Raw genomic sequence first — 15,229 nt, 5'->3', positions numbered from 1 at the left:
TCAGTCCGCCACCACCGCGAAGGCCTCGATCTCCATCAGGAACTGGGGCGCGACGAGTGCGGCCACCTGGATCGCGGACGACGCCGGGAGGCGGTCGTCGGGTATGTGGGCGGCGCGCGCCTCGCGGACGGCCGGCAGATGGGCCATGTCCGTGACGAAGTAGGTGAGCTTGACGACGTCCTCGAAGCCGGCGCCGGCCGCCGCCAGGCAGCGACGCAGGTTCTCGAAGACCTGGCGGGCCTGGGCGGCCGGGTCGCCCTCGCCGACGAGCCTGCCGTCCTCGTCCAGCGGCAGCTGGCCGGAGACGGCGACGAACCGGCCGGAGGCCGCCACCACATGGCTGTACTGGGCGGCCGGGACGACGCCGTCGGGGGCGGTGATGCGGGTCGGGTCGGTCATGCGTCCATGGTGGACCATGGGTCCGACAACGCCCCCGACGGTTGGTCAGGACCGGTTCAGCCGCGGAACCCCAGCAGCCCGTGCAGGGTCGAGCCGCGGGACGACGTCGACGCCGCCTTCGTACTCAGGGGCTTCGGGTCCGGGGTCTTCCGGCAGACCGCGTCGGCGGTGCCGTCGCCGTGCGGGACCCTGCCGTCGGTCAGGTAGGCGGCGAGGTGGTCGTCCAGGCAGCTGTTGCCGCTCAGCGTGATGCCGTGGTTGCCGCCGCCCTGTTCGACGACCAGGCTGGAGCCGGCCAGCAGCCGGTGGGCCGTGACGCCGCCCTGGTAGGGCGTGGCCGCGTCGTCCGTGGCCTGGAAGAGAAGGGTCGGCGGGAGCTTGCCGTTGGCGATGTCCGGCGGTTTCAGGGCGGACGTCGGCCAGGAGGTGCACGCCGCGTTGTACCAGGCGTTGTTCCAGACCATGAACGGTGCCTTCTCGTACGCCGCCCAGTTGTCCTTGCGCCACTGGTTCCAGTCCCGCGGCCAGGAGACGTCCCGGCACTGGACGGCCGCGTAGACGCTGTAGCCGTTCTCGCCCGAGGCGTCGACGGCCCCGAAGTTCTGGTACGCCTCGACCAGCGCCGCCGTCTTCTTGCCGTTGACGTAGGCCGAGAACGCCTCCGCCAGGTAGGGCCAGTAGCCGTTGTAGTAGCCGCCCGGGATGAAGGTGTCCTCCAGTTCGGCGGCGCCCACCTTGCCGCCCGCCGGCTTCTTCGCCAGCGCCGCCCGCATGGCGTACCACCTGGCCTCGACCTTCTGCGGGTCGGTGCCGAGCTTGTAGGTGGAGTCGTACTTCGCGATCCACGCCATCAGGGCGCGGTGGCGGTCGTTGAACGCGTGGTCCTGGCCGAGGTTGTCGTCGTACCAGACACCCGTCGGGTCCACGATCGAGTCCAGGACCAGGCGGTGGATCCGCTCCGGGTGCAGCTTCGCGTAGACGGCGCCCAGGTAGGTGCCGTACGAGTAGCCGAAGTAGCTGATCCGGCCGGCCCCGAGGGCCTGGCGGATGGTGTCCATGTCCTGTGCGGCGCTGACCGTGTCGAGGTACGGGAGCAGGCTCGCGTACTTCTTGCCGCAGGCCGCCGCGAAGGACTGCACGCGCTTGAGGTTCGCCTGTTCCAGGGCGGGCGTGGCCGGAACCGAGTCGGGGCGCACCGGGTCGAAGTAGCCCGGCGCGCAGTCGATCGCCGGGCTGCTCCTGCCCACGCCCCGCGGGTCGAAGCCGATGACGTCGTACTGGGCCGCCACCTTCTTCGGCAGCGTGGAGGCGACGAAGCCCGCGAGGCTCAGCCCGCTGCCGCCGGGGCCGCCGGGGTTGACCAGCAGCGGGCCCTGGTACGTGGCCGCGGTGTGCGGCACCCGGGAGACGGCGAGGGTGATCTGCTTCCCGCCCGGGTTCCGGTGGTCGAGGGGCGCCTTGACGGTGCCGCACTGCAGCGTCGGATAGTCGGTGGTGCCGCACTTTTTCCAGGCCACCGAGGGCGCCTGGACGGCGGCTCGGGCGGTGGCGCTCGCGGGCAGGGCGGTGAACGACCCGGCCACGACGACAGCGGCGGCGGCGCACAGCACGGCTGCGCGTGTTCGCATGGGGTCCTCCCAGGACGGAGGTGTCGCGGACCGCACGTGTCACGGTCCTCGCCGCATCGTCCCGGGAACAGCACCCGGAAGAACCTGTTCTGACGATTATTGACCCAATTGGGCCGAGGGTTGCCCTCGAACGCTCCCAGCTGTGAGCGCCCCGGACGCGAACGCTCTCAGAGCAGCGTCAGTTGCGTCGGCTCCGGCAGCGCGGGCTCCTCCTCCGCCGTCGGCAGCGGCATCCGGCGGGGGGTGCCGGCGCGGTTCGGCCCGATGCCGTACTCCTCGGCCAGCTCGTGCACCTGACGGGTGATCCGGCGCTGGTACCACTTGGGCGCGTAGGCGCCCTCCGCGTACAGCCGCTCGTAGCGCCGGACGAGGTGCGGGTGGTGGGCCGCGAGCCAGCTCATGAACCACTCGCGGGCGCCGGGGCGCAGATGCAGCACCAGGGGTGTCACGGAGGTGGCCCCGGCGGCCGCGATCGCCCGCACGGTGGCCCGCAGTTGGGCCGGGTGGTCGCCCAGGAAGGGGATCACGGGCGCCATCAGGACCCCGCACCCGATGCCGGCCTCGGCGAGGGCCCGCACCACGTCCAGGCGGCGCTCGGGGGCCGGGGTGCCCGGCTCCACGGTGCGCCAGAGCTCGGGGTCGACGAAGCCGACCGAGACCGAGATGCCGACGTCCGTGACGTCGGCCGCGCGTCGCAGCAGGTCGAGGTCGCGCAGGATCAGCGTGCCCTTGGTGAGGATCGAGAAGGGGTTCGCGTGGTCGGCGAGGGCCGAGATGATCCCCGGCATCAGCCGGTAGCGGCCCTCCGCGCGCTGGTAGCAGTCGACGTTGGTGCCCATCGCGATGTGGTCGCCCGGCCAGCGCCGTGAGCCCAGCTGGCGGCGGAGCAGATCGGGGGCGTTCACCTTGACCACGATCTGGGTGTCGAAGCCGATCCCGGTGTCCAGGTCCAGATAGCTGTGCGTCTTGCGCGCGAAGCAGTACACGCACGCGTGCGTGCAGCCCCGGTACGGGTTCACCGTCCATTCGAACGGCATCCGCGAGGCGCCCGGCACCCGGTTGATGATCGACCGCGCCCGTACCTCGTGGAACGTGATTCCCCGGAACTCGGGCGTGTCGAACGTGCGGGTCGTGACCGCGTCCGCGCCGAACAGCGCGGTGTCGGCCCGGCCGTGTTCGGCCTCCTCGGTGAGGTTCTCCCAGCGCATGACGCCTCCTCGGTAGCACTGCCCCCAGAATAGAACATCTGTTCCCATGATCGTGCGAACGATCCGTGGAGACCGCGCGCACACCGTTTCCGACCGCTTCCGGCACCCCGATTTGGGCGGCCGGGCGCCGGGGTGGTTGGCTTGCCCAAACCCCGAGAACTCAGGTGCTGGAGGAAGTCAATGGCGCAGGTCGAGGCCACTACGGAGCGAGTCGTCGCGGCGGACGCGGAGACGGTGTTCGACGCGCTCGCCGACTACAGCGGCACACGCGCGAAGCTGCTGCCCCAGCACTTCAGCGAGTACGAGGTGCGCGAGGGCGGCGACGGCGAGGGCACCCTGGTCCACTGGAAGCTCCAGGCCACCAGCAAGCGCGTGCGCGACTGCCTCCTGGAGGTCAGCGAGCCCACCGACGGCGAGCTGGTCGAGAAGGACCGCAACTCCTCCATGGTCACCACCTGGCGCGTCACCCCGGCCGGCGAGGGCAGCTCCAGGGTCGTGGTCCACACCACCTGGCAGGGCGCCGGCGGCGTCGGCGGCTTCTTCGAGAAGACCTTCGCCCCCAAGGGCCTCGGCCGGATCTACGACGAGGTGCTCGACAAGCTCGCCACCGAGGTCGAGAAGTAGTCCCGATCCCACGCCGGTGGGTAACCGCCGGATGGACAGGGGGCGTTGAACCCCCTCACCGGTTCGAGTGGATCTCCGGCCCGACCGGTCTCGTGCCGTAACTCGTCGTGCTTGCCCACAGTTGTCGCCCTACGGGACATAAGGCGGCAACTGTGCGCAGGCGCGACGAGGGGAGCGGTACGTGGGGACGACTCTGGTGCAGTACGAGGAGCCGGCCGCGGCACCTGCCGACGCCCCCGTGCCCGAACCCGCCCCGGCCTCCGGACTCGGGCCGCGCCGCACCCGGTTGGTGTTCTGCGGGCTGATGCTCGCCCTGCTCCTGGCCGCCCTGGACCAGATGATCGTCGCCACCGCGCTCCCGAGGATCGTCGGCGAGCTGCACGGCCTGGACCGGATGTCCTGGGCGATCACCGCCTACCTGCTCACCTCCACCGTCGGCCTCCCGGTCTACGGCAAGCTCGGCGACCTCATCGGCCGCAAGAGCGTCTTCCAGTTCGCGATCCTGGTCTTCGTCGTCGGCTCCGCGCTGGCCGGACGGGCGCAGAGCATGGACCAGCTGATCGCCTACCGCGCGGTGCAGGGCGTCGGCGCCGGCGGACTGATGATCGGTGTTCAGGCGATCATCGCCGACATCGTGCCGCCCCGGCAGCGCGGCCGCTTCATGGGCCTGATCGGCGCCGCCTTCGGCCTCGCCTCCGTCGCCGGGCCGCTGCTCGGCGGCTACTTCACCGACCACCTCTCCTGGCGCTGGTGCTTCTACGTCAACGTGCCCTTCGGCCTGGTCACCCTGGCCGTCGTCACGGCCGTACTGAAGCTGCCGAAGCCCCGGGCCCGTGCCCGTTTCGACGTCCTGGGCGCCCTGTTGCTGGCCGCCGCCTCCACCTGCGTCGTTCTGCTGACCAGTTGGGGCGGCACGGAGTACGAGTGGGGCTCGCGGGTCATCCTCGGGCTCGGCGCCGGTGCCGTGGTCGCCACCGTGCTGTTCCTGATCGCCGAGCACCACGCGGTCGAACCCCTCATCCCGCTGCGGCTCTTCCGGGACTCCGTCTTCAACGTGACCGGACTCGTCGGACTGGTCGTCGGCGTCGCGCTGTTCGGCGCCGCCAGCTACCTGCCGACCTTCCTGCAGATGGTCGACGGCGCCTCGGCCACCGAGTCCGGGCTGCTGATGCTGCCGATGATGGGCGGGATCGTCGGCGCCTCGATCGTCTCCGGGCAGCTCATCAGCCACACCGGGCACTACCGGATCTACCCGGTGCTCGGCGGCGGACTGTCGGTGGTCGGCATGTGGCTCCTCTCCCGGCTCGAAGTCGACACCCCGCGCTGGCAGTACAGCATCTGGATGGCCGTGCTCGGCGCCGGCATCGGCATGGTGATGCCGGTGCTCGTCCTCGCCGTGCAGAACTCCGTACGGCCCGCCGACCTCGGCACCGCCACCAGCGCCAACAACTACTTCCGCCAGATCGGCGGCAGCGTCGGCGCCGCCGTCTTCGGCACCCTCTTCGCCGACCGGCTCACCGACGCCCTGCACAAACGTCTCCCCGCCCGCGCCGGCGCCCGGCTGCCCGACCCCGAGTCCCTCACCCCGCAGCTCGTCCACGCGCTGCCCCCGGCACTGCGCGACGCCTACATCCGCGCCTACGCCGACGCGATGCCCAGGATCTTCCTCTACCTGGTCCCGATGCTCGTGCTCGGTCTGCTCATCGCCTGCTTCCTCAAGGAGAAACCGCTGGTGTCCCACCACACCGCCGAAACCGAGTCCGTCCCCGTGAACACCCCGGTGAACAGCCCGATCCCGCAAGCGCGCTCGCCGTACCCCGGTGCCGGGATCCCGGTCTGCGGCACGGTGCAGCACCCCGACGGGACCGTGGTGCCCCGCGCCGCGCTCACCCTCATCGACGCCGTCGGCCGGCAGATCGGCCGGGGCGCCAGCGGCGACGACGGACGGTACGCCCTGTCCACGCCGGGCTCCGGGGCGTACGTCCTGATCGCCGCCGCCGGCGGCCACCAGCCGCAGGCGGTCACCGTGACCGTCGGCGAGCGGCCCGTCGAACTCGACGTCGTCCTCGGCGGCGCCGGACGCCTCGCGGGAACCGTCCGCACCGCCGACGGCACGCCCGTCCGCGACGCCACCGTCACGCTCACCAACGTGCAGGGCGAGGTCGTCGCCAGCACCCGCAGCGGACGCGAGGGCGGCTATGTCATCACCGAGCTGGTGGCCGGCGAGTACACCCTCGCCGGCAGCGCCCCCGCCTTCCGCCCGGCCGCCCTCCCGGTCACCGTGCAGGCATCGCGGGAGACCCGGCAGGACGTCGAACTCGCGGGCGGCGCCGTGCTGAAGGGCACCGTCAGGGCCGGGGGCGGGCGGCCCGTCGAGGACGCGCGCGTGACCCTCCTCGACGCCGCCGGGAACGTCGTGGACACCCTCACCACCGGCGCCGACGGAACGTTCCGGTTCGTCGACCTCTCCTCCGGCGAGTACACCGTCATCGCCGCCGGTTACCCGCCGGTCGCCACGGTGCTCCAGGTCGCGGGCGGCGGCCGCACCGAACGCGATCTCCAACTGGGGCACGAGGACTGAGCGGACGGGGCGCGAGGACCGGCCGGACGGGGCGCGAGGGCGCGGACCTGCGCGCCGGTGCGCTCCGGTGAAACCAATTCCAGAAATGCCACACATCGCGACCGGTGGCCACCGTACGGTAGTGGCGGGCGGCGTAGATCTTTCGCGGAGCCGTGGGGAGAGAGGGCCTGGGCCATGGACCATGGCAGCGAGCGGGACACGCCTCCCGGCCTCGATGCCGGGGAGGGCGCGGCAGGCCGTATCCCGCTTGCCGTGGTCGTCGTCGACCGCGACGGGCGGGTCTCCCACTGGAGCACCGGCGCGCGCCGGCTGTTCGGCGCCGCCAGGGAACAGGCGATCGGCCGCTCCGCCCTCGACCTGCTGCCGGTCTCCGGGGCGCTCCCCGAGGACGACGAGATCACCCCGTACGGCGCCTACGCGGCCTACGACGGACTCGGCCCCGACCTTGAGTCCTCGCTCGACGGACGGCTGAACTTCCCCGCCGCGGGCCGCGCCCGGCTCACCGTGGCGGACCGCGACCGCGTCGACGTGCTGTGGTGGGCGTATCCGCTGGTCGGTCCCGGCGAGGAGCGGCTGCTGGTGCTCGCCGCCGACGCCGAGCGGCTGCGCCGGTCCGACCGCGCCGAGGACGTGGCCTTCGAGCGCATCGCGCCCGGATTCGCCCTGCACACCGACTTCCCCGGCGCCGAGGAACTCGCCCGCCGGCTCCCCGAGATCCTGCCCAGCATGAGCGTCGACGAGAGCGCCCGGATCGTCGCCCAGGTTCTGGAACTCGGCTATCCGATCCTGGAGTTCAGCCAGAACGACCGGGTGCCCGTCACCCCCGACTGGGGCGTCGCCCGGCGCGCGGAACGCAAGGCCCGCCGCGAGCGCGCCGCCCGGGCGGCCGCCCAGGGCCTGCCGGTACCCGCCGACCTCACCGACGACGAGGGCGAGGACCTGGAGTACGCGGCCGTCCGTGAGCGCCTCGAATTCCTCAACGAGGTCAGCGGGAAGATCGGCACCTCGCTCGACCTGTCCCGGACCATCGTCGAGGTCAGCAGGGCCGTCGTACCCCGCTTCACCGATGTCGCCGGCACCTATCTGCGCGAACAGGTCGTCGCCGGCGAGGGGTTCCCGGACGGCGTGCCCGACACCACCACCATGTGGCACCGGGTGGCCCTGGAACACACCGACGAACCCGGCCGCTGGGACGACGTCGTCCCGGTCGGCGAGGCCATGCCGTTCCCCGCGCACACCCCGTTCTTCCAGTGCATGACCAGCGGCGAGCCGGTCCTGGTGCCGCGCATCAGCGTGGAGATGGGCCACGCCATCGCCTCGCAGTTCGAGAAGCGCGACATCCGGCCCCTGATCACCGGCCGCTCGATGCTGGTCGTCCCCCTCAAGGCCCGCAACGTGGTGCTCGGCTTCATGATCCTGCTGCGCCACCCCGAGCGCGAGATGTTCGACGACATGGACCGGGTCACCGGCGCCGAACTCGCCGCCCGCGCGGGCCTCGTGCTCGACAACGCCCGCATGTACACCTTCCAGGAGAGCGTCGCCGAGACCCTCCAGGACAGCATGCTGCCGCACATACCGCCGCGCATGGCGGGCTGTGACATCGCCACCCGGTATCTCCCGGGCACCCTGCTCGGACGCATCGGCGGCGACTGGTTCGACTCCGTGAAACTCCCCGGCGCCCGCACCGCCCTGGTCGTCGGCGACGTCATGGGCCACGGCCTCAACTCGGCCGCCATGATGGGGCAGTTGCGGACGGCCGTGCAGACCATGGCGGCCCTGGACCTGCCGCCCGCCCAACTCCTGCGCAACCTCGACGACCTGGCCCAGCGCCTCGGCGACGGCTACCTCGCCACCTGCCTCTACGCCGTCTACGACCCGATCGAGAGCGAACTCCACCTCGCCAACGCGGGCCACATCCCGCCCGTGCTGGTCCGTGCCGTCGGCGGCCGCAGCGAACTCCTCGACCTGCCCACCGGGGCGCCCATCGGCGTCGGCGGGGTCGCCTTCGAGTCGCTTCGGGTGCCCGTGGAACCCGGCGACCGGCTGGTGATGTGCACCGACGGACTCGTCGAGATGCGCGGCGAGGACATCGGTGTCGGCCTCGCCGCCCTCTGCGAGTCCGCCGCCCATCCGGCCGCCTCCATGGACGACGCCTGCGACACCATCATCCGAGCCCTCGCCGCGACCTTCTCAAAAGCGGGCCACGGCGACCGCAAGGACGACGTCGCCCTGCTGATGGCCCGCCTCAACGGCATCGAGCCGGACGACGTCGCCGAATGGCGGCTCGCCCTCGACCCGGCCGAGGTCCGCCGGGCCCGCACCGCCGTCCGCGAACAACTCCACGACTGGGGCCTGGCCCGGCTCGCCGACCCCGCCGCACTGATGGTCAGCGAGATCGTCACCAACGCCATCCGGCACTCCCACAGCCGTCCGGTCCAGCTCCGGCTGATCCGCGGCGAGACCCTGCTGTGCGAGGTCGATGACGACGACCACACCCTGCCGACCCTGCTCAGTGTGGATCCCGGCGCCGGGACCGGGCGCGGACTGCGGGTGGTGAGCACACTGGCCCGGGAGTGGGGCACCAGCCGTACGACCGCCGGCAAGACCGTCTGGTTCGAGCTCACCTCGCGCCGCCGCTGACCGAGGGGCGCGCACGTTCGTCGAAAGTGGGGTGAAGGAACGCGCCGGGTGCTTGTGGCCGAAACCGGCGCAGGGTAGACCGTACTGGCCCGTCACATACGGCGGCCTTCTGCGGTCACACCCTGGGGAGTTGGGCATGAGCGTGACGAGTGGATACCGGGACGCCTGGGAGGGCTTCTGGCGCGAAGCGCCCGAGGAGACGGGGGCGGTGTTCTGGGACGCCGAGCCGGGCGTGACCGCGTCGGTCCATGTCTCCCTCTTCGAGCCCCATCTCACCGACCCCGGCCTGCCGCTGGTCGACCTCGGCTGCGGCAACGGCACCCAGACCCGCTTCCTCGCCGGCCGCTTCCCGCGGGTGCTGGGCACCGACATCGCCGAGGCCGCCCTGGAACACGCCCGGCGTGCCGACCCGGCCGGACTGGCCCGCTACCGGCAGCTGGACGCGACCGAGAAGACCGAGGCCGAGGCCCTGCACGCCGAACTCGGCGACGCCAACGTCTATGTGCGGGGCGTGCTGCACCAGTGCGAACCCGACGACCGGCAGCCGTTGACCGACACCGTCGCCACGCTCGTCGGCGATCGCGGCCGGGCCTTCCTCGTCGAGCTCTCCCAGGCCGCCCGCCCCATCCTCGGCGGCCTCGCCCAGAGCCCGTCGGGCCCGCCGCCCAAGCTCGTCCCGGTCTTCCGGCACGGCATCGCCCCCGGCGAGGTCGCCGACGACGCGGTACCCGAGTACCTGCGCAACGCCGGTCTCACGGTCCTCGCGAGCGGCGAACTGCCCCTGACGACAACAGAGGTCACCCCGGACGGCGAGCTGATCGTGCTGCCGTCGAAGTGGCTGGTGGCGGGGCGCGTGAACTGACCACCACGGACAGCGCCAGACCGTCCCCCGGCATGGCGCCGGCCGAGGGGCGGACGGCTGTGCCGGGCCGGTCGGGTGCGGGGGAGGACGACGGCTTGCTTCCTGGCCGGTGGCCGCCCGGACGCGTAACGTGGCGCACCATGAAGATCCTCATCAGCGCCGACATGGAGGGCGCCACCGGGGTGACCTGGCCCGGCGACGTACTGCCCGGCACGCCGCAGTGGGAGCGGTGCCGGTCGATGTTCACCTCGGACGTCAACGCCGCCGTCCTCGGCTTCCTGGACGGCGGTGCCGACGAGGTACTCATCAACGAAGCCCACTGGAGCATGCGCAACCTGCTCCTGGAGCAGCTCGACGACCGCGCCGAGATGATCACCGGCCGCCACAAGACCCTCTCCATGGTCGAGGGCGTCCAGCACGGCGACGTCGACGGCATCGCCTTCGTCGGCTACCACACCGGCGCCGGCATGGAGGGCGTCCTCGCCCACACCTACCTCGCCAACTCCATCACCGGCGTCTGGCTCAACGACGTCCGCGCCAGCGAGGGCCTGCTCAACGCCCACGTGGCCGCCGAGTACGGCGTCCCGGTCGTCCTCGTCACCGGCGATGACCTGGCCTGCGAGGACGCCCTCGGCTACGCGCCCGAGGCCCTCAAGGTCGCCGTCAAGGACCACGTGTCGAGGTACGCGGCCAAGTGCCGCACGCCCGCCAGGACCGCCGCCGACATCCGTGCCGCCGCCAAGGACGCGGCCGGGCTCGCGGTGCGTCACGAACCCGTCATCGGCGGGCCGTTCACCGTCGCCCTGGAGTTCGACGCCGAGCACCTCGCCCTCTCCGCCACCGTCGTCCCCGGCGTGGAGCGGATCGGCGAGCGGAAGGTGGCGTACACCGAGGGGACCATGTACGACGGCATCCGCACCTTCAAGGCGGTCACCACGATCGTCTCGGCCGCGGTGGAGGAGCAGTATGGCTGACGAGCAGGCGCTGGACGAGGTGGTCCGGTTCACCTCCGAGCTGATCAGGATCGACACCAGCAACTTCGGCGGCGGCGACTGCCGGGAGCGGCCCGCCGCCGAGTACGCGGCCGAGCGGCTGGCGGGAGCGGGTCTGGAGCCGATCCTCCTGGAGCGGACCGAGGGCCGCACCAACGTCGTCGCCCGCATCGAGGGCACCGACCCGTCGGCGGACGCGCTGCTTGTCCACGGGCACCTCGACGTGGTGCCCGCACAGCCCGCCGACTGGAGCGTCGACCCCTTCTCCGGGGAGATCCGCGACGGGGTCGTGTGGGGCCGGGGCGCCGTCGACATGAAGAACATGGACGCGATGATCCTGGCCGTGGCGCGGTCCTGGGCCCGCGAGGGGGTACGGCCGCGCCGGGACATCGTCGTCGCCTTCACCGCCGACGAGGAGGCCAGCGCCGAGGACGGCTCCGGTTTCCTCGCCGACCACCACCCCGAGCTGTTCGAGGGCTGCACCGAGGGCGTCAGCGAGTCGGGCGCCTTCACCTTCCACGACGGCACCGGACGGCAGCTCTACCCCATCGCGGCGGGCGAGCGCGGCACCGGCTGGCTGAAGCTCACCGCGCGCGGCCGCGCCGGACACGGCTCCAAGGTCAACAAGGAGAACGCGGTCACCCGGCTCGCCGCCGCCGTCACCCGTATCGGCGAGCACACCTGGCCGCTCCGGCTCACCCCGACGGTCACCGCCGCGCTCACCGAACTCGCCGCCCTCTACGGCGTCGAACCCGACCTCACCGAGGTCGACCTGCTGCTCGACAAGCTCGGCCCGGCCGCCAAGCTCGTCGAGGCGACCGTCCGCAACAGCGCCAACCCGACCATGCTGAACGCCGGTTACAAGGTCAACGTCATCCCCGGCGAAGCCGTCGCCTTCGTCGACGGACGTCATCTGCACGGCACCGAGGACGAGTTCCGCGCCACCCTGGACCGGCTCACGGGACCCGACGTCGACTGGGAGTTCCACCACCGCGAGGTCGCCCTCCAGGCGCCGCTCGACTCACCGACGTACGCCCGGATGCGCGCCGCCGTCGAGGAGTTCGCGCCCGAGGGGCATGTGGTGCCGTACTGCATGTCGGGCGGCACCGACGCCAAGCAGTTCTCCCGGCTCGGTATCACCGGTTACGGTTTCACACCGCTCCGGCTGCCCGAGGGCTACGACTACCAGGCCATGTTCCACGGCGTGGACGAACGCGTCCCCGTCGAGGCCCTGCACTTCGGCGTCCGGGTCCTGGACCGCTTCCTGCGCACGGCATAGGAGACATCGTGGAGACGAAGCCGTACGGCTCCTGGCCCTCGCCCATCGACGCGGCCCTGGCCGCCGCGCACGACGGCAGCCCCGAGTGGGTGGGCTTCGTCGGCGACGAGACCTGGTGGACCGAACCCCGCCCGGAGGAGGGCGGCCGCCGGACCCTGGTGCGGGGCGGCACCCGGGAGTCCGTGCTGCCCGCGCCGTGGAACGTCCGCAGCCGGGTCATCGAGTACGGCGGACAGCCCTGGGCCGGTGCCGTGCCCGCGGCCGGCGGCGAACCGCTGCTGGTCTTCGTCCACTTCGACGACCAGCGGCTGTACCGCTACGAGCCGGGCGCCGAGCCGCGCCCGCTGACACCGCCCGGACTCCGCTGGGCCGAACCGCGGTTGCTGCTGGACCGGGGCGAAGTCTGGTGCGTCCTTGAGGAGTTCACCGGGGGCCGCCCCGGCGACGTGCGACGGGTGCCCGCCGCCGTACCGCTGGACGGCTCGGCCGCCGAGGACCGGACCGCGGTACGCGAACTCACCGCCGAGCGGCACCGGTTCGTGACCGGACCGCGCCTCTCGCCCGACGGGCGGCGGGCCGCCTGGCTCGCCTGGGACCATCCGCGGATGCCGTGGGACGGCACGGAACTGCTGGTCGGTGAGGTCGGCGAAGACGGTCTGCTGCACGGGGTCCGCACGGTCGCGGGCGGGCCCGAGGAGTCCGTCGCCCAGGTCGAATGGTCGACGGACGGCCGTCTCCTGTACGCGAGCGACCGCAGCGGCTGGTGGAACCTCTACCGCGAAGGCACCCCTTCCCCACCCTTCGGGCGGGGGGACCCCCAGCTCGCTTCGCTCGCCCCGCGCGAGGAGGAGTTCGCCGGGCCGCTCTGGAAGCTGGGTCAGCGCTGGTTCGCCCCGCTGGACAACGGGCTGATCGCCGTCGTCCACGGCCGGGGGGCGACCGCGCTCGGGATACTCGACCCGGAATCCGGTGACCTCGCCGACGCCGCCGGCCCCTGGACCGAGTTCGCCCCCACCCTCGCGGCGCACGGCAGCCGAGTCGTCGCGGTCGGCGCGAGCCCGCGCACCGCCTACGAGGTGATCGAACTCGACACCGCGAGCGGCCGCGCCCGGGTCGTCGGCGCCGCCCACCGCGACCCGGTCGACCCCGCCCACTACCCCGAGCCGCGGGTCCGCACCTTCACCGGCCCGGACGGCCGCGAGGTGCACGCCCACATCTACCCGCCCCACCACCCCGGCCACACCGCCCCCGACGGCGAGCTGCCGCCGTACGTCGTCTGGGCACACGGCGGCCCCACCAGTCGGGCGCCCCTCGTCCTCGACCTGGCCATCGGCTACTTCACCTCCCGGGGCATCGGCGTCGCCGAGGTCAACTACGGCGGCTCCACCGGGTACGGGCGGGAGTACCGCAACCGGCTGCGCGAGCAGTGGGGCGTGGTCGACGTCGAGGACTGCGCGGCCGTCGCCCTCGCCCTCGCCGAGGAGGGCACCGCCGACCGCGCCCGGCTGGCGATCCGGGGCGGCAGCGCCGGCGGCTGGACCGCCGCCGCCTCGCTGACCGGCACCGACCTCTACGCCTGCGGCACCATCGCCTACCCCGTCCTCGACCTCACCACCTGGGGCTCGGGAGAGACCCACGACTTCGAGTCCCGGTACCTGGAGTCGCTGATCGGGCCGCTGGCCGAGGTGCCCGAGCGATATGTGGAACGCTCGCCCAGCGAGCACGCCGACCGGCTCACCGCGCCCTTCCTGCTGCTCCAGGGCCTGGACGACGTGATCTGCCCGCCCGCGCAGTGCGAACGCTTCCTCGCCAACCTCGACGGACGGCGCGTTCCGCACGCCTACCTCACCTTCGCGGGCGAGGGCCACGGTTTCCGTCGCGCCGAGACCATGGTTCGCGCCCTGGAGGCCGAACTCGCCCTGTATGCACAGGTGTTCGGGCTGAACGTGCCCGGCATTCCCGAGTTGGAGCTGGTGAAGTGAGAGAGCTGGTACGGCCGTCGAGGCTCGTCCCCGGAGCGCGGGTCGCCGTGGTCGCGCCGAGCGGGCCGGTGGTGGAGGAGCGGCTCCAGGCGGGCCTCGACATCCTGCGCGGCTGGGATCTCGACCCCGTGGTGGCACCCCATGTGCTCGCCAAGGAGAAGGAGCTGGGCTACCTCGCGGGCTCCGACGCCGACCGGGCCGCCGACCTCCAGCGGGCCTGGTGCGACCCGTCCGTGTCCGCCGTGCTCTGCGCGCGCGGCGGTTACGGCGCCCAGCGCCTGGTCGACCTGCTCGACTGGGAGGCGATGCGGGCCGCCGGGCCGAAGGCGTTCGTCGGCTTCAGCGACGGGACCGTGCTGCACGAGGCGTTCGCCACCCGGCTCGGGCTCGCCACCCTGTACGGGCCGGTGGCCACGGGTGCCGACTTCGTCAAGAGCACCGAGGCACAGCAGCACCTGCGGGCCACCCTGTTCGCCCCGGAGACGGTCCGCACGATCACCGGCCGGGGCCGCCGCTCGCTGGTGCCCGGCCGGGCCCGGGGCGTCACGATCGGCGGCTGCCTGCGCCTGCTGGCGACCGGCATCGGCACCCCGCACACCCACCCCGGCGCGCGCGGCGGGCTGCTCCTGCTGGAAGACGTGGGCGAGCAGCCGTACAGCCTCGACCGGAGCCTCACCCAGCTGCTGCGCTCCGGGCGGCTCGACGGCGTCGCCGGGATCCTGCTCGGGTCCTGGGACCGGTGCGGGCCGTACGAGGGTGTGCGGGCGGTGCTCGCCGACCGGCTCGGCGGGCTGGGGGTGCCGGTGGTGGAGGAGTTCGGCTTCGGGCACTGCGAATCCGCCCTGACCATGCCGCTCGGCGTCGCGGCGGAGCTGGACGCCGACGCGGGCACGCTGACGCTGCTGGAACCGGCGCTGCGCTGAGACCGCCCGGCCGGCCGCGCTCGCCGTGCGGGGCGGGGCCCGCGGGCGCACCCTGGCCGCATGAGCCCGAAGACCTCGGAGCGCGGGGTTTCGACCGGCGACAGGCGCGCC

11 protein-coding genes are annotated in these 15,229 nt (G+C 72.6%); 8 read left to right on the top strand and 3 right to left on the bottom strand.

The genetic code is table 11. From position 1 onward, the window contains the following. The 3 genes from ABZ642_RS00860 to ABZ642_RS00850 all read right to left on the bottom strand — a co-directional run bounded on the left by ABZ642_RS00860 (position 1) and on the right by ABZ642_RS00850 (position 3,235). A complete protein-coding gene (locus ABZ642_RS00860) occupies positions 1–399 on the bottom strand; it encodes a RidA family protein (protein ID WP_360474895.1) in 399 nt (132 codons plus the stop codon). A gap of 56 nt (positions 400–455) precedes the next feature. Next, positions 456–2,027: an alpha/beta hydrolase gene (locus ABZ642_RS00855; RefSeq protein ID WP_360474892.1), complete on the bottom strand. Its 1,572-nt coding sequence runs from the start codon at positions 2,025–2,027 to the stop codon at positions 456–458. Between the two features lie 167 nt (positions 2,028–2,194). Then, on the bottom strand, positions 2,195–3,235 hold the full coding sequence (locus tag ABZ642_RS00850; RefSeq protein WP_360474889.1) for an Rv2578c family radical SAM protein: 1,041 nt from the start codon (positions 3,233–3,235) through the stop codon (positions 2,195–2,197). Positions 3,236–3,415: 180 nt separating this feature from the next. On the opposite strand from ABZ642_RS00850, the gene ABZ642_RS00845 reads away from it, so the two are divergent. From ABZ642_RS00845 to ABZ642_RS00810, 8 genes are all read left to right on the top strand, one after another. After that, complete coding sequence (locus ABZ642_RS00845) at positions 3,416–3,859, top strand: SRPBCC family protein (RefSeq protein ID WP_360474886.1); 444 nt, start codon at positions 3,416–3,418, stop codon at positions 3,857–3,859. A gap of 238 nt (positions 3,860–4,097) precedes the next feature. Continuing rightward, a complete protein-coding gene (locus tag ABZ642_RS00840; RefSeq protein ID WP_360476043.1) occupies positions 4,098–6,440 on the top strand; it encodes an MFS transporter in 2,343 nt (780 codons plus the stop codon). Positions 6,441–6,614: 174 nt separating this feature from the next. Then, positions 6,615–9,080 (top strand): SpoIIE family protein phosphatase, encoded by a 2,466-nt coding sequence (locus tag ABZ642_RS00835; RefSeq protein WP_360474883.1) that lies wholly within the window; start codon positions 6,615–6,617, stop codon positions 9,078–9,080. A 136-nt stretch (positions 9,081–9,216) separates the two neighbouring features. Continuing rightward, positions 9,217–9,942, top strand: a complete 726-nt coding sequence (locus ABZ642_RS00830; RefSeq protein WP_360474880.1) for a class I SAM-dependent methyltransferase — start codon at positions 9,217–9,219, stop codon at positions 9,940–9,942. 140 nt (positions 9,943–10,082) lie between these two features. Beyond that, positions 10,083–10,916, top strand: coding sequence for a M55 family metallopeptidase (locus ABZ642_RS00825; RefSeq protein ID WP_360474877.1), 834 nt, complete (start codon positions 10,083–10,085; stop codon positions 10,914–10,916). Continuing rightward, positions 10,909–12,213, top strand: coding sequence for a M20/M25/M40 family metallo-hydrolase (locus ABZ642_RS00820; protein ID WP_360474874.1), 1,305 nt, complete (start codon positions 10,909–10,911; stop codon positions 12,211–12,213). The genes ABZ642_RS00825 and ABZ642_RS00820 overlap by 8 nt, the downstream gene beginning before the upstream one ends. After that, positions 12,210–14,195: an LpqB family beta-propeller domain-containing protein gene (locus ABZ642_RS00815; RefSeq protein ID WP_360476040.1), complete on the top strand. Its 1,986-nt coding sequence runs from the start codon at positions 12,210–12,212 to the stop codon at positions 14,193–14,195. The genes ABZ642_RS00820 and ABZ642_RS00815 overlap by 4 nt, the downstream gene beginning before the upstream one ends. Next, complete coding sequence (locus ABZ642_RS00810) at positions 14,192–15,118, top strand: LD-carboxypeptidase (RefSeq protein ID WP_360474871.1); 927 nt, start codon at positions 14,192–14,194, stop codon at positions 15,116–15,118. Before ABZ642_RS00815 ends, ABZ642_RS00810 begins: the two co-directional genes overlap by 4 nt. The last annotated feature ends 111 nt before the right edge of the window (positions 15,119–15,229 follow it).

Source organism: Streptomyces sp. NPDC007157 (assembly GCF_040634235.1).
GTDB lineage: Bacteria > Actinomycetota > Actinomycetes > Streptomycetales > Streptomycetaceae > Streptomyces.
This window is presented reverse-complemented; position numbering and strand designations above follow the sequence as displayed.

Bases quoted from the DNA above. Each gene is read 5' to 3' on its own strand.
- ABZ642_RS00860 (WP_360474895.1), bottom strand. From the start codon at position 399: ATGACCGACCCGACCCGCATCACCGCCCCCGACGGCGTCGTCCCGGCC.
- ABZ642_RS00855 (WP_360474892.1), bottom strand. From the start codon at position 2,027: ATGCGAACACGCGCAGCCGTGCTGTGCGCCGCCGCCGCTGTCGTCGTG.
- ABZ642_RS00850 (WP_360474889.1), bottom strand. From the start codon at position 3,235: ATGCGCTGGGAGAACCTCACCGAGGAGGCCGAACACGGCCGGGCCGAC.
- ABZ642_RS00845 (WP_360474886.1), top strand. From the start codon at position 3,416: ATGGCGCAGGTCGAGGCCACTACGGAGCGAGTCGTCGCGGCGGACGCG.
- ABZ642_RS00835 (WP_360474883.1), top strand. From the start codon at position 6,615: ATGGACCATGGCAGCGAGCGGGACACGCCTCCCGGCCTCGATGCCGGG.
- ABZ642_RS00830 (WP_360474880.1), top strand. From the start codon at position 9,217: ATGAGCGTGACGAGTGGATACCGGGACGCCTGGGAGGGCTTCTGGCGC.
- ABZ642_RS00825 (WP_360474877.1), top strand. From the start codon at position 10,083: ATGAAGATCCTCATCAGCGCCGACATGGAGGGCGCCACCGGGGTGACC.
- ABZ642_RS00820 (WP_360474874.1), top strand. From the start codon at position 10,909: ATGGCTGACGAGCAGGCGCTGGACGAGGTGGTCCGGTTCACCTCCGAG.